Source organism: Enterobacter sp. AC1 (assembly GCF_050434705.1).
Lineage (GTDB): Bacteria > Pseudomonadota > Gammaproteobacteria > Enterobacterales > Enterobacteriaceae > Enterobacter > Enterobacter cloacae_L.
In genome coordinates, this window is record NZ_JBNDIZ010000013.1 from 39,946 (window position 1) to 54,478 (window position 14,533).

The 14,533-nt window shown below is 57.2% G+C and carries 14 protein-coding genes; 11 read left to right on the plus strand and 3 right to left on the minus strand.

The window, feature by feature from the left end:
* Positions 1-86: 86 nt before the first annotated feature.
* Positions 87-2,630, plus strand: a complete 2,544-nt coding sequence (gene cyaA / locus M2433_RS23045; RefSeq protein ID WP_429057856.1) for a class I adenylate cyclase — start codon at positions 87-89, stop codon at positions 2,628-2,630.
* Positions 2,631-2,725: 95 nt separating this feature from the next.
* Here the strand turns inward: cyaA and cyaY are convergent, their stop codons facing one another.
* Entirely contained in the window at positions 2,726-3,046 is a 321-nt protein-coding gene (gene cyaY / locus M2433_RS23050; protein ID WP_047345459.1) for an iron donor protein CyaY, read from the minus strand.
* A 135-nt stretch (positions 3,047-3,181) separates the two neighbouring features.
* Here cyaY and lptM point away from each other — a divergent pair, with 135 nt between their 5' ends.
* The 8 genes from lptM (at position 3,182) to corA (ending at position 10,111) form a co-directional block, all read left to right on the plus strand.
* Positions 3,182-3,385 (plus strand): LPS translocon maturation chaperone LptM, encoded by a 204-nt coding sequence (gene lptM, locus M2433_RS23055; RefSeq protein WP_013099260.1) that lies wholly within the window; start codon positions 3,182-3,184, stop codon positions 3,383-3,385.
* Between the two features lie 35 nt (positions 3,386-3,420).
* The gene (dapF, locus tag M2433_RS23060) at positions 3,421-4,245 is read left to right on the plus strand and encodes a diaminopimelate epimerase (RefSeq protein ID WP_008501545.1); all 825 of its coding nucleotides are present in this window, start codon (positions 3,421-3,423) and stop codon (positions 4,243-4,245) included.
* On the plus strand, positions 4,242-4,949 hold the full coding sequence (locus M2433_RS23065) for a DUF484 domain-containing protein (protein ID WP_047345458.1): 708 nt from the start codon (positions 4,242-4,244) through the stop codon (positions 4,947-4,949). Before dapF ends, M2433_RS23065 begins: the two co-directional genes overlap by 4 nt.
* A complete protein-coding gene (xerC, locus tag M2433_RS23070) occupies positions 4,946-5,848 on the plus strand; it encodes a tyrosine recombinase XerC (RefSeq protein ID WP_059311535.1) in 903 nt (300 codons plus the stop codon). Before M2433_RS23065 ends, xerC begins: the two co-directional genes overlap by 4 nt.
* Positions 5,848-6,564, plus strand: a complete 717-nt coding sequence (yigB, locus tag M2433_RS23075; protein ID WP_047345456.1) for a 5-amino-6-(5-phospho-D-ribitylamino)uracil phosphatase YigB — start codon at positions 5,848-5,850, stop codon at positions 6,562-6,564. The genes xerC and yigB overlap by 1 nt, the downstream gene beginning before the upstream one ends.
* 76 nt (positions 6,565-6,640) lie before the next feature.
* Positions 6,641-8,803, plus strand: a complete 2,163-nt coding sequence (gene uvrD / locus M2433_RS23080) for a DNA helicase II (protein WP_429057853.1) — start codon at positions 6,641-6,643, stop codon at positions 8,801-8,803.
* A gap of 149 nt (positions 8,804-8,952) precedes the next feature.
* Positions 8,953-9,009: a YsgD/CorL family protein gene (ysgD, locus tag M2433_RS23085; protein ID WP_212743980.1), complete on the plus strand. Its 57-nt coding sequence runs from the start codon at positions 8,953-8,955 to the stop codon at positions 9,007-9,009.
* Between the two features lie 151 nt (positions 9,010-9,160).
* Positions 9,161-10,111: a magnesium/cobalt transporter CorA gene (gene corA / locus M2433_RS23090; RefSeq protein ID WP_008501540.1), complete on the plus strand. Its 951-nt coding sequence runs from the start codon at positions 9,161-9,163 to the stop codon at positions 10,109-10,111.
* A gap of 43 nt (positions 10,112-10,154) precedes the next feature.
* On the opposite strand, the gene rarD is transcribed toward corA, so the two are convergent.
* Both rarD and yigI read right to left on the minus strand, forming a co-directional pair.
* On the minus strand, positions 10,155-11,051 hold the full coding sequence (gene rarD / locus M2433_RS23095) for an EamA family transporter RarD (protein WP_429057850.1): 897 nt from the start codon (positions 11,049-11,051) through the stop codon (positions 10,155-10,157).
* A gap of 51 nt (positions 11,052-11,102) precedes the next feature.
* A complete protein-coding gene (yigI, locus tag M2433_RS23100) occupies positions 11,103-11,570 on the minus strand; it encodes an acyl-CoA thioesterase YigI (protein ID WP_008501538.1) in 468 nt (155 codons plus the stop codon).
* A 163-nt stretch (positions 11,571-11,733) separates the two neighbouring features.
* Here yigI and pldA point away from each other — a divergent pair, with 163 nt between their 5' ends.
* Complete coding sequence (gene pldA / locus M2433_RS23105; protein ID WP_047345453.1) at positions 11,734-12,603, plus strand: phospholipase A; 870 nt, start codon at positions 11,734-11,736, stop codon at positions 12,601-12,603.
* Positions 12,604-12,693: 90 nt separating this feature from the next.
* Positions 12,694-14,523, plus strand: coding sequence for an ATP-dependent DNA helicase RecQ (gene recQ, locus M2433_RS23110; protein ID WP_429057848.1), 1,830 nt, complete (start codon positions 12,694-12,696; stop codon positions 14,521-14,523).
* The last annotated feature ends 10 nt before the right edge of the window (positions 14,524-14,533 follow it).

Consider the following 14,533-nt stretch of genomic DNA (forward strand, 5'->3'; position numbering starts at 1 on the left):
ACGGTTATCTTTTTGAAATACTGCGGGCCCGCTGTTATTCGTGTTTTGAATAGCTTGCGCCACCCGGAAACATCAGGCGATACGTCTTGTACCTCTATATTGAGACTCTGAAACAGAGACTGGATGCCATAAATCAACTGCGTGTGGATCGCGCGCTTGCTGCTATGGGCCCTGCTTTCCAGCAGGTATACAGTCTGCTGCCGACATTATTGCACTATCACCATCCGCTAATGCCTGGCTACCTTGACGGTAACGTTCCCCAGGGCATTTGCCTTTTCACGCCTGATGAAACCCAACAGCACTATCTGAACGAGCTTGAACTCTATCGCGGCATGCCGCCACAGGAGTCCCCGAAAGGTGAACTGCCGATTACCGGCGTTTACTCTATGGGGAGTACCTCATCGGTAGGGCAAAGCTGTTCTTCGGACCTGGATATCTGGGTCTGCCATCAATCCTGGCTCGATAACGAAGAGCGTCAGCTGCTGCAGCGTAAATGCAGCCTGCTGGAAAGCTGGGCGGCGTCGCTCGGCGTGGAAGTGAGCTTCTTCCTGATTGATGAAAACCGTTTCCGCCATAACGAAAGCGGCAGTCTGGGTGGTGAGGACTGCGGCTCGACCCAGCACATCCTGTTGCTGGATGAATTTTACCGTACTGCCGTTCGCCTCGCCGGCAAGCGTATTCTGTGGAATATGGTCCCGTGCGATGAAGAAGAGCATTACGACGATTACGTCATGTCGCTCTATTCGCAGGGCGTACTGACGCCAAACGAATGGCTGGACCTCGGCGGCCTGAGCTCTCTGTCAGCAGAAGAGTACTTTGGCGCAAGCCTCTGGCAGCTCTATAAGAGTATCGACTCGCCGTACAAAGCGGTGCTGAAAACGCTTCTGCTTGAAGCCTATTCCTGGGAATACCCAACACCACGCCTGCTGGCGAAAGATATCAAGCAGCGTCTGCACGACGGGGAGATCGTCTCCTTCGGGCTGGACGCCTACTGCATGATGCTGGAGCGCGTGACCGAATACCTGAAAGCCATTGACGACACCACGCGTCTTGACCTGGTGCGCCGATGTTTCTATCTCAAAGTGTGTGAGAAATTGAGCCGCGAGCGCGCCTGCGTGGGCTGGCGTCGTGAAGTGGTTAGTCAGTTAGTGAAAGAGTGGGGATGGGACGAAGAGCGTCTGTCCATGCTCGACAACCGGGCCAACTGGAAAATCGATCAGGTGCGTGAAGCGCACAACGAACTGCTCGATGCGATGATGCAAAGCTACCGTAACCTGATCCGCTTTGCGCGCCGTAACAACCTCAGCGTTTCCGCCAGCCCGCAGGATATCGGGGTGTTGACCCGTAAGCTGTACGCCGCGTTTGAAGCGCTGCCGGGTAAAGTTACCCTGGTTAACCCGCAGATTTCGCCTGACCTGTCTGAACCGAATCTGACCTTTATCTATGTCCCGCCGGGTCGCGCGAACCGCACCGGGTGGTATCTTTACAACCGTGCGCCAAGCATGGATTCAATTATCAGCCATCAGCCGCTGGAATATAACCGCTATCTGAACAAGCTGGTGGCCTGGGCCTGGTTCAACGGTCTGCTAACTTCGCGTACCCGCCTGTTTATCAAAGGCAACGAGGTGGTTGATCTCGCTAAGCTGCAGGAGATGGTGGCGGATGTTTCACACCACTTCCCGCTGCGTTTGCCTGCGCCAACGCCGAAGGCGCTCTACAGCCCGTGTGAGATTCGCCATCTGGCGATCATTGTTAACCTGGAGTACGACCCGACGGCGGCCTTCCGCAATCAGGTGGTCCATTTTGACTTCCGCAAGCTGGACGTCTTTAGCTTTGGCGAGCAGCAAAATTGCCTGGTGGGCAGCGTGGATCTGCTTTACCGCAACTCGTGGAACGAAGTGCGTACCCTGCACTTCAACGGCGAGCAGGCGATGATCGAAGCGCTGAAAACTATTCTCGGCAAGATGCATCAGGATGCCGCGCCGCCGGACAGCGTGGAAGTGTTCTGCTATAGCCAGCACCTGCGCGGTTTAATTCGTACCCGCGTACAGCAGCTGGTTTCTGAGTGTATCGAACTGCGTCTCTCCAGTACCCGCCAGGAAACCGGGCGCTTTAAAGCGCTGCGCGTCTCCGGCCAGACCTGGGGCCTGTTCTTCGAACGTCTCAACGTGTCGGTACAGAAGCTGGAAAACGCCATCGAGTTCTACGGCGCGATTTCCCACAACAAGCTGCATGGTCTGTCGGTGCAGGTGGAAACAAACCACGTTAAGCTGCCGCAGGTCGTGGACGGCTTTGCCAGTGAAGGGATTATTCAGTTCTTCTTCGAAGAGTCGGGCGACGATGCCGGTTTCAACATCTACATTCTGGATGAGACCAACCGCGCCGAGGTGTATCACCATTGTGAAGGCAGTAAAGAGGAGCTGGTGCGCGACGTCAGCCGCTTCTACTCCTCTTCGCATGACCGTTTCACCTACGGCTCAAGCTTTATCAACTTTAACCTGCCGCAGTTCTACCAGATTGTGAACGTCGACGGTCGTACGCAGGTGATTCCGTTCCGGACCCAGGCGGTCACGCCTGTCGCGCCTGCAAATCAGGACACTGCGCCGCTGCTGCAGCAGTATTTCTCCTGATGCTTTTCGCCCGCCCGGTGGCGGCTACGCCTTACCGGGCCTACAACAGCTCGAATCCGTAGGCCGGGTAAGCGCAGCGCCACCCGGCAACAAAACTACCTGAAACTCACTTCTTCACCTGCCTGCGCGGTCGCCGCCTGTTCCAGCAGATCCCAGAACGTGACGCCGCTACGGTCGCAAACCCATTCCCCGTCTTTCAGATCAAAATGATAGCCGCCCTGTTTAGCGGCCAGCCATACCTGGTGAAGCGGCTCCTGGCGGTTAATAATAATTTTGCTGCCATTTTCGAAGCTCAGGGTCAGAATACCGCCGTTGATTTCACAATCGATATCGCTGTCGCCGTCCCAGTCGTCAAGACGCTCTTCGATGGTCATCCACAGGTTGTCGGCAAGGCGATGGAATTCACTGTCGTTCATGGTTTTGTTCCTGTTTTTCGTGATGCCGGCAGTATAACCCTAAATAAATCCCGTTGCAGGAAAGCGGCAAACTCTTGCTTTTGTGTCTTCTCCTGCGATGATAGAAACAGATTTGAACTTACGGGCAACTTTATAATGAAAAACGCTTTCCGAACGCTTGCCGTTCTCATCACGCTGTTTAGCCTGACTGGCTGCGGACTGAAGGGACCCCTGTACTTCCCGCCAGCGGATAAAACCGCGCCGCCGCCGACGAAACCTGTGAACAGCGGCATTGAGTCATCTACGCCAGATACTAACGATCGTGGCAACAACGGTGGCCCGACTCAGGTAAATCTCTGACGACAACGTTCTGTACCCGCGCAATGGAGCAAATGATGCAGTTCTCTAAAATGCATGGCCTTGGCAACGATTTTATGGTCGTCGACGCGGTAACGCAGAATGTGTTTTTCTCCCCGGAACTGATCCGTCGCCTGGCGGATCGGCATCTGGGCGTGGGGTTCGATCAGCTGCTGGTGGTTGAGCCACCATACGATCCTGACCTCGATTTCCACTACCGTATTTTTAACGCGGACGGCAGCGAGGTGAATCAGTGCGGCAACGGCGCGCGCTGTTTCGCCCGCTTTGTTCGCCTGAAAGGGCTGACCAACAAGCGTGATATTCGCGTCAGCACGGCCAATGGCCGCATGGTGCTCAGCGTCACCGACGATGAGCTGGTGCGCGTGAACATGGGCGAGCCGAACTTCGAGCCCTCCGTCGTGCCGTTTCGCGCAAACAAAGCGGAAAAGACCTATATTATGCGTGCGGCCGAGCAGACAGTATTGTGCGGCGTCGTCTCCATGGGTAACCCGCACTGCGTGATTCAGGTTGATGATGTGGAAACTGCCGCCGTCGAAACGCTCGGCCCGGTGCTGGAAAGCCATGAACGTTTCCCGGAGCGCGCGAACATCGGTTTCATGCAGGTGGTGAAGCGCGAGCACATCCGCCTGCGGGTTTACGAGCGTGGCGCGGGCGAGACGCAGGCCTGCGGAAGCGGTGCCTGTGCGGCAGTGGCCGTGGGCATCTCTCAGGGGTTACTGGCTGAAGAAGTTCGCGTGGAGTTACCGGGCGGTCGGCTTGATATCGCCTGGAAAGGACCGGGTCATCCACTGTATATGACTGGCCCGGCGGCACATGTCTATGACGGGTTTATCCATCTATGAAACAACCAGGGGAAGAACTGCAGGAAACAGTGACGGAGCTGGACGACAGAGCTGTTGTTGATTATCTGCTGCGCAATCCTGAGTTTTTTATTCGCAATGCACGCGTCGTCGAAGAGATGCGTGTGCCGCATCCGGTTCGCGGAACCGTGTCGCTGGTCGAATGGCACATGGCGCGCTCGCGCAACCACATTAATCAGCTTGAAGAGAACATGACGCTGCTGATGGAACAGGCTAGCACTAACGAAAGCCTGTTCTATCGTTTGCTGCATCTGCAGGCGCGTCTGGCGTCGGCGCACAGTCTCGAAGAATTCCTCAGCCGCTTCCATCGCTGGGCGCGCGAGCTTGGGCTGGCGGGCGCAACGATCCGTCTTTTCCCTGACCGCTGGCGCATTGGCGCACCGTCGGGGTTTACCCATCTGGCAATTAGCCGTCAGGCGTTTGAACCGTTGCGCATTCAGCGTCTGGGCCATGAGCATCACTACCTTGGGCCATTGAACGGGCCTGAACTGCTGGTGGTGTTACCCGAAGCTAAAGCGATAGGCTCGGTAGCGATGTCGCTGATGGGGCGCGATGGCGATCTGGGCGTGATGTTATTTACCAGCCGAGACGCACATCACTATGAGCAAGGGCAAGCCACGCACCTGCTGCAGGAGATTGCCCTGATGCTGCCTGAGCTGCTGGAGCGCTGGATTGAGCGCGTATGACGGACGCACTGCTCGCCACTGACGTCTCGCGCTTTCTGCGCTATCTGGGCGTGGAGCGTCAGCTTAGCCCCATTACCCTGCTCAACTACCAGCGTCAGCTTGATGCCATCATGCAGATTGCCGACGAAATCGGCCTGAAAAGCTGGCAACACTGTGACGCTGCGACGGTTCGCGGGTTTGTCGTGCGTAGCCGTAGAAAAGGATTAGGCCCGGCAAGCCTGGCGCTCAGGCTCTCTGCGCTGCGCAGCTTCTTCGACTGGCTGGTCAGTCAGGGAGGCTTAAAAGCCAACCCGGCAAAGGGGATCGCCACGCCGAAAGCGCCGCGCCATCTGCCTAAAAATATCGACGTCGACGACGTAAACCGCCTGCTGGATATCGACCTAAACGATCCGCTGGCCGTGCGCGACCGCGCGATGCTGGAGGTGATGTACGGCGCCGGGCTGCGTCTTTCAGAGCTGGTTAATCTTGATTTAAAACACCTCGACCTGGACACCGGTGAAGTGTGGGTCATGGGCAAGGGCAGCAAAGAGCGCCGCCTGCCGATTGGCCGCAATGCGGTATCCTGGATTGAGCACTGGCTTGACCTGCGCGGGCTGTTTGGCGCAGAAGAGGACGCGCTGTTCCTGTCGAAACTCGGTAAGCGGATCTCGGCGCGTAACGTGCAGAAGCGCTTTGCAGAGTGGGGCATTAAGCAGGGGCTGAACAGCCACGTTCACCCGCACAAGCTGCGTCACTCCTTTGCGACACACATGCTTGAGTCGAGCGGCGATCTGCGCGGCGTGCAGGAGCTGCTTGGCCACGCGAATCTGTCGACCACTCAAATCTATACCCACTTAGACTTCCAACACCTTGCCTCGGTGTATGACGCGGCGCATCCACGCGCCAAACGGGGGAAATAATGCGTTTTTACCGCCCACTCGGTCAGATTTCAGCCCTGACGTTTGACCTTGATGACACCCTATATGACAACCGCGAAGTGATCCTGCGTACCGAGCAGGAGTCGCTGGCGTTTGTCCAGAACTACCATCCCGCGCTGAAGACGATGCAGAACAAGGATTTCCAGACGCTGCGTCAGTCCCTGCGGGAGACCGAGCCGGACATTTACCACGATGTGACCGAATGGCGTCGTCGCGCGGTTGAGCAGGCGATGCTCAACGTGGGTCTGAGCGCGCAGGATGCGGCCATTGGGGCCGAAGCGGCAATGGAAAACTTCGCCAAATGGCGCAGCCGTATCGACGTGCCGCAGGAGACACACGACACGCTGGCGAAGCTTGCCGAAAAGTGGCCGCTGGTGGCCATCACCAATGGCAATGCCCAGCCTGAGCTGTTTGGTCTCGGCGATTACTTTGAATTTGTGCTGCGTGCCGGTCCCCACGGACGCTCCAAGCCGTTTAGCGATATGTACCATCTGGCGGCGGAAAAACTGAACCTGCCGCTGGGTGAAATTCTGCACGTGGGGGATGATCTCACCACTGACGTGGCCGGTGCCATTCGCTGCGGCATGCAGGCTTGCTGGATCAAGCCGGAAAACGCCGACCTTATGATCGCCTCCGATAGCCGTCTTCTGCCACACGTGGAAATTTCGCGGTTGGCATCCCTCACGACGCTGATATAATCATCAATTGTTCTGTATAAATTAACAGGGTTTTGGCGAATGCTATTCGCCTGCCCGACATGACGTGACGGTGCCAATGGACGTTTCTTACCTGCTCGACAGCCTTAATGACAAACAGCGTGACGCGGTTGCCGCCTCGCGCACCAACATGCTGGTGCTGGCAGGGGCGGGCAGTGGTAAGACGCGCGTGCTGGTTCACCGTATCGCCTGGCTGCAGAGCGTGGAAAACTGCTCACCGTACTCCATCATGGCGGTCACGTTTACCAACAAGGCGGCGGCGGAGATGCGCCACCGTATCGCCCAGCTGATGGGCACCAGCCAGGGCGGCATGTGGGTTGGCACCTTCCACGGCCTGGCGCACCGCCTGCTGCGCGCGCACCATATGGACGCCAACCTGCCGCAGGATTTCCAGATCCTCGACAGCGAAGACCAGCTCCGTTTGCTGAAGCGCCTGATCAAGGCGATGAACCTCGACGAGAAGCAGTGGCCGCCGCGTCAGGCGATGTGGTACATCAACGGTCAGAAAGACGAGGGGCTGCGCCCGCACCATATTCAGAGCTTCGGCAACCCGGTCGAGCAGACCTGGCAGAACGTCTACAAGGCCTATCAGGAAGCGTGCGATCGCGCCGGTCTGGTGGACTTCGCCGAGCTGCTGCTGCGCGCCCACGAGCTGTGGCTGAATAAGCCGCATATCCTGCAGCACTACCGCGAACGCTTCACCAATATCCTGGTGGACGAATTCCAGGATACCAACAACATTCAGTACGCGTGGATCCGCCTGCTGGCCGGTGATACCGGCAAGGTGATGATCGTGGGCGATGATGACCAGTCTATCTACGGCTGGCGCGGGGCGCAGGTGGAGAACATCCAGCGCTTCCTCAACGATTTCCCTGGCGCACAGACCATCCGCCTGGAGCAGAACTACCGCTCGACCAGCAATATCCTGAGCGCGGCCAACGCCCTGATTGAAAACAACAACGGGCGTCTGGGGAAAAAACTGTGGACCGACGGCGTCGACGGCGAACCCATTTCTATTTACTGCGCGTTCAACGAACTCGACGAAGCCCGCTTCGTGGTGAACCGCATTAAAACGTGGCAGGACAACGGCGGCGCGCTTGAGCAGTGTGCCATTCTCTACCGCAGCAACGCCCAGTCGCGCGTGCTGGAAGAGGCGTTGCTGCAGGTGGGCATGCCGTACCGCATTTATGGCGGCATGCGCTTCTTCGAACGTCAGGAAATCAAAGATGCGCTCTCGTATCTGCGCCTGATTGCCAACCGTAACGACGACGCGGCGTTTGAGCGCGTGGTCAACACGCCGACCCGCGGCATTGGTGACCGCACGCTGGACGTGGTGCGTCAGGCCTCTCGCGATCGTCAGCTCACGCTTTGGCAGGCGTGCCGCGAGCTGCTCCAGGAAAAAGCGCTCGCCGGCCGTGCCGCCAGCGCCCTGCAGCGCTTCCTTGAGCTGATTGACGCGCTGGCACAGGAAACGGCCGACATGCCGCTTCACGTGCAGACCGACCGGGTGATTAAAGACTCCGGCCTGAGAACCATGTACGAGCAGGAAAAGGGCGAGAAGGGCCAGACCCGTATTGAGAACTTAGAGGAGCTGGTCACGGCAACGCGCCAGTTCAGCTACAACGAAGAAGACGAAGATCTGATGCCGCTGCAGGCGTTTCTCTCTCACGCCGCGCTGGAAGCGGGCGAAGGGCAGGCGGATACCTGGCAGGATGCGGTTCAGCTCATGACCCTGCACTCTGCCAAGGGGCTGGAGTTCCCGCAGGTGTTTATCGTCGGCATGGAAGAGGGGATGTTCCCGAGCCAGATGTCGCTGGATGAAGGCGGACGCCTGGAAGAGGAGCGCCGTCTGGCCTATGTGGGCGTGACGCGAGCGATGCAAAAGCTGACGCTGACCTACGCCGAAACCCGCCGTCTGTACGGTAAAGAGGTCTATCACCGTCCGTCGCGCTTTATCGGTGAACTGCCGGAAGAGTGCGTGGAAGAGGTGCGTCTGCGTGCCAGTATCAGCCGCCCGGTCAGCCATCAGCGCATGGGCTCGCCGATTGCGGAAACCGACACCGGCTACAAGCTGGGCCAGCGCGTGCGCCATTCAAAGTTTGGCGAAGGTACCATTGTGAATCTGGAAGGCAGCGGCGAGCATAGCCGCCTGCAGGTGGCGTTCCAGGGGCAGGGGATCAAATGGCTGGTGGCGGCCTATGCGAAGCTGGAAACAGTCTAACATTCAGAAAAATATAATTATTTTGTAATAATCTGCTAGCCTTATACATTGAAGGTCAATTAATGCCCTTCAGCGTTCCGTTGCGTGTTGACGCCACAGTTATAGCTGGCGTAACATGCGCGCACGATTACGCTAAGAGGACATTCGCCTTGGACACACCCAGTAGATACTGGCTCAATTCCCTGTCATCCAGGAACAACTCCTAAGGCTATCTCCCCTTGCTGATGGCCTTAGTGGTTGTCAGCGACCTGCACTATTCCCGTCGCGCTGAGTCAGGCTGTTTAATGGTCTGAAACCCAATTTGTTTCTGTGTGCCCACCGAACTGTCCGATATTTTTTGCATTGGGAGTCCCGGTCATGTTGAGCGCATTTCAACTCGAAAATAACCGACTGACTCGGCTTGAAGCCGAAGAGTCACAGCCCCTCATTGATGCCGTATGGGTGGATCTGGTCGAGCCGGACGACGATGAACGCCTGCGCGTACAATCTGAGCTGGGACAAAGCCTGGCGACACGCCCGGAACTGGAAGACATCGAAGCATCCGCACGTTTTTTTGAAGACGAAGACGGCCTTCACATTCACTCCTTCTTCTTCTTTGAAGATGCCGAAGATCACGCGGGTAACTCCACCGTGGCGTTTACCATTCGCGACGGCCGCCTGTTTACCCTGCGCGAGCGCGAACTGCCTGCGTTTCGTCTCTACCGCATGCGCGCCCGCAGCCAGGCGATGGTGGACGGCAACGCCTACGAGCTGCTGCTCGACCTGTTCGAAACCAAAATTGAACAGCTGGCGGACGAAATTGAAAACATCTACAGCGATCTGGAAAAGCTGAGCCGCGTGATCATGGAAGGGCATCAGGGCGATGAGTACGACGAAGCCCTTTCGACGCTGGCGGAGCTGGAAGATATCGGCTGGAAGGTGCGTTTGTGTCTGATGGATACCCAGCGCGCGCTGAACTTCCTGGTGCGCAAGGCGCGTCTGCCGGGCGGCCAGCTGGAGCAGGCGCGTGAGATCTTACGAGATATCGAATCCCTTCTGCCGCACAACGAATCCCTGTTCCAGAAGGTCAACTTCCTGATGCAGGCGGCGATGGGCTTTATCAACATCGAGCAGAACCGCATCATCAAGATCTTCTCGGTGGTTTCTGTGGTGTTCCTGCCGCCGACGCTGGTGGCCTCCAGCTACGGGATGAACTTTGAGTTTATGCCGGAGCTGAAGTGGAGCTTTGGCTACCCGGGGGCGATTATCTTTATGATCCTCGCCGGGCTGGCGCCGTATCTCTATTTCAAGCGCAGGAACTGGCTGTAAAAATCGGGCGGGTGGCGCTGCGCTTACCCGCCCTTCAAAACACCTACATTCCTTTGCGGGCCCTGCGCTGGGTATAAATGGCATCGGCAACGAAAATCGCCAGCGCTACCCAGATAAAGGCAAACGTCACCATCTTATCAGCGCCCGGCACTTCGCCGTAAAACACCACCGCCAGCAGGAACATCAGCGTCGGGCCAATGTACTGGAAGAAGCCCAGCGTGGAGAGACGCAGGCGTGTCGCCGCGCCGGTGAAGCACAGCAGTGGAATGGTGGTTACCACGCCCGCCGCCATCAGCATCAGATTCAGCGACCACGGGTTGCTGCCCATATGGCTGGTTGGACTGTCGGCAATGCCGAAGAGATAAATCGCCGCCACCGGCAGCAGCCACAGGGTTTCAAACAGCATCCCGGTTTGGGCTTCCACCGCAATCTTCTTACGCACCAGGCCGTAGAAGGCAAAGCTGAACGCCAGGCCGAGGGCAATAATCGGCAGCGAGCCGAAGGTCCACAGCTGCACCAGCACGCCGCAGAAGGCCAAAATGACGGCCACCCACTGCATCCGACGGAAGCGCTCGCCGAGGAAAATCATCCCCAGCACGATGTTCACCAGCGGATTGATGAAGTACCCCAGGCTCGCTTCGAGCATGTGATGGTTATTCACAGCCCAGATAAACAGCAGCCAGTTACCGCCAATCAGCACGGCAGAGAGCGCCAGCAGGAAAATCTTCTTCGGGGTTTGCAGCAGCGTTTTGACGCCGGACCACTGACGGCTGAGGCTCATCAGCGCAATCATAAAGAAGAACGACCAGATGACGCGGTGGGTAAGGATCTCATCGGCCGGAACGTAGGCGATAAGCTTGAAATACGCCGGGGCGATACCCCAAATAAAATAAGCGGCAAGGGCGAGTAAAACGCCCTGCCGCGTCTGTTTAGCATCCATCGGGAAAATCCGTTACAAAAAAGTGAATTAATTTTACCCGATTTTGCCGCCTCAACCCACCATATAAGTGGCGGTTGCGCTGGCGATATAAACCTGTTCTTCGTTGTGTAACTCAACGCGCGCCACGGCCACTTTGTTGCCCGCGCGCAGCAGGCTGCTGGTACAGGTGAAGCGATTTCCGCGCCCTGGACGAAGATAGTCAACGCGTAAATCAATGGTGCCCATGCGCGCCAGACGCTGGCGGAGTTCGTCTTCATTAATGGTGTCATGGCGGGTCAGCGTACTGCCTACGCAGACCAGTCCAGCCGCGACGTCCAGCGCAGAGGCAATCACACCGCCGTGCAAAATACTTTGCGCCCAGTTACCCACCATCATCGGCTGGTTGTTGAAACTCAGCTGGGCAAAGTCTTTCTCGTAACGCTCCAGTTCCAGTCCCAGCGCGCGGTTAAACGGCATATGGTAAACAAAAATCTCGCCCACGAGTTTTAACACTTCTTCGGCGGTAAGCATGGCTGACATGAGGCATCACATCCTTATTGTTAATGAAATGTTGATTTTATGCCTCAGCAATAAGGAATTCCACTTTCAGAAACGAGGATGCAGCAGTTGTCGCAGAAGTATGTAGAATGTTCGCCACATAACTATTCAAGTAATTTTACTCTTTTGCAGGAGAACACCACCGATGCGGACGTATCTGGCCTGGTTACTGGCGGCGGTTGCGCTGCCCCTCACAGCATATGCGCAGGAAGCGACGATTAAAGAGGTGCATGATAAACCTGCCGTTCACGGCAGCATTATCGCGAACCTTCTTCAGGAGCATGACAATCCGTTCACGCTCTATCCGTACGACACCAACTACGTGATTTACACCCAGACCAGCGATCTCAACAAAGAGGCGATAAGCTCCTATAACTGGTCTGATAATGCGCGTAAAGATGAGGTGAAGTTCCAGCTCAGCCTCGCTTTCCCGTTCTGGCGCGGCATTCTGGGGCCGAACTCGGTTCTTGGTGCGTCTTACACGCAGAAATCCTGGTGGCAGCTGTCTAACAGCGGGGAGTCCTCGCCGTTCCGTGAAACGAACTACGAGCCGCAGCTGTTCCTCGGTTTTGCAACGGATTATGAATTTGCCGGATGGACGTTGCGTGATGTCGAAGTGGGCTTTAACCATGATTCCAACGGCCGTTCCGACCCGACTTCCCGTAGCTGGAACCGCGCCTATACGCGCCTGATGGCGCAGAACGGTAACTGGATGGTGGAGGTGAAGCCGTGGTATGTGGTCGGCAGCACTGATGACAACCCGGACATCACCAAATACATGGGATACTACCAGCTAAAAGTCGGCTATCAGCTGGGTGATGCCGTGCTGAGTGCAAAAGGTCAATACAACTGGAATACCGGCTACGGCGGCGCGGAAGTGGGCTTAAGCTATCCTGTGACGAAGCACGTTCGTATCTATACGCAAGTATACAGCGGTTACGGCGAGTCGCTTATCGACTACAACTTCAACCAGACCCGCGTCGGCGTGGGCGTGATGCTGAACGATATTCTCTAGGCAGCTCGAATGTTTTTGCGTTAAACGTTGAAGTTTCTCTCTCAGGCGCTGAAAATAGCGCCTGTTTTATTTTTCGCATATGGGGTTAATGTGGCGCAGGCGGAAGTATTGAATCAGGAGTCGCTGGCTAAGCAGGTTTTGCATGAAACCTTTGGCTACCAGCAGTTCCGCCCTGGCCAGGAAACCATCATTGAAACGGTGCTGGAAGGTCGCGATTGCCTGGTGGTGATGCCGACCGGCGGCGGTAAATCCCTCTGCTATCAGGTGCCCGCGTTGGTGCTTAACGGCCTGACGGTCGTGGTATCGCCCCTGATTTCTCTAATGAAAGACCAGGTTGACCAGCTGCTCGCCAACGGCGTGTCGGCGGCCTGTCTTAACTCGACGCAAACCCGCGAGCAGCAGCAAGAGGTGATGGCCGGGTGCCGCACCGGGCAAATTCGCCTGCTGTATATCGCGCCGGAACGCCTGATGCTGGATAACTTCCTCGACCATCTCTCGCACTGGAACCCGGTCCTGCTGGCGGTGGATGAAGCGCACTGTATCTCCCAGTGGGGGCACGATTTCCGCCCGGAATATGCTGCGCTCGGCCAGCTGCGTCAGCGCTTCCCCGAGCTGCCGTTTATGGCGCTTACCGCCACGGCAGATGACACCACCCGTCTGGATATTGTTCGCCTGCTGGGGCTGAACGACCCCTATATTCAGGTCAGCAGCTTCGACCGCCCCAACATCCGCTACATGCTGATGGAAAAATTCAAGCCGCTGGATCAGCTCTTACGCTACGTGCAGGAGCAGCGCGGCAAGTCCGGCATCATCTACTGCAACAGCCGGGCGAAGGTGGAAGACACCGCCGCGCGTCTGCAAAACCGTGGCTTTAGCGCGGCGGCCTACCATGCCGGGTTAGAGAACCACATCCGTGCCGACGTGCAGGAGAAATTCCAGCGCGATGACCTGCAAATCGTGGTGGCGACGGTAGCGTTCGGCATGGGGATAAACAAGCCCAACGTGCGCTTTGTGGTGCACTTCGACATTCCGCGCAATATCGAATCCTACTATCAGGAAACCGGCCGTGCCGGGCGTGACGGTCTGCCAGCGGAAGCGATGCTGTTTTACGATCCGGCCGACATGGCATGGCTGCGCCGCTGCCTGGAGGAAAAACCGCAGGGACAGCTGCAGGATATCGAACGCCACAAGCTCAACGCGATGGGCGCGTTTGCCGAAGCGCAAACCTGCCGTCGTCTGGTGCTGCTCAACTACTTTGGTGAAGGGCGACAGGAGCCGTGTGGCAACTGCGATATCTGCCTGGATCCGCCGAAACAGTACGATGGCCTGATGGACGCGCGTAAGGCGCTCTCGACCATTTACCGTGTTAACCAGCGCTTCGGGATGGGCTACGTGGTGGAAGTGCTGCGCGGTGCCAATAACCAGCGTATCCGCGATATGGGCCACGACAAACTGCCCGTCTACGGTATTGGCAAGGATCAGAGCCACGAGCACTGGGTCAGCATTATTCGTCAGCTCATTCACCTCGGCTTTGCCACACAGAACATTGCTCAGCACTCCGCGCTGCAGCTGACCGAAGCGGCGCGTCCGGTCCTGCGCGGTGACGTTGAACTGAAGCTCGCCGTGCCGCGCGTTATCGCCCTGAAGCCGCGGGTGATGCAAAAATCGTACGGCGGCAACTACGACCGCAAGCTGTTTGCCAAACTGCGCAAGCTGCGTAAAGCCATTGCCGATGAAGAGAACATCCCGCCTTACGTGGTGTTCAACGACGCGACGCTGATTGAGATGGCCGAGCAGATGCCGCTCAGCGCCAGCGAAATGCTCAGCGTCAACGGCGTCGGTACGCGCAAGCTGGAGCGCTTCGGGAAGGAGTTTATGGCCCTCATCCGCTCTCATGCCGACGGTGATGATGAGGAGTAGTCAGCCGGGC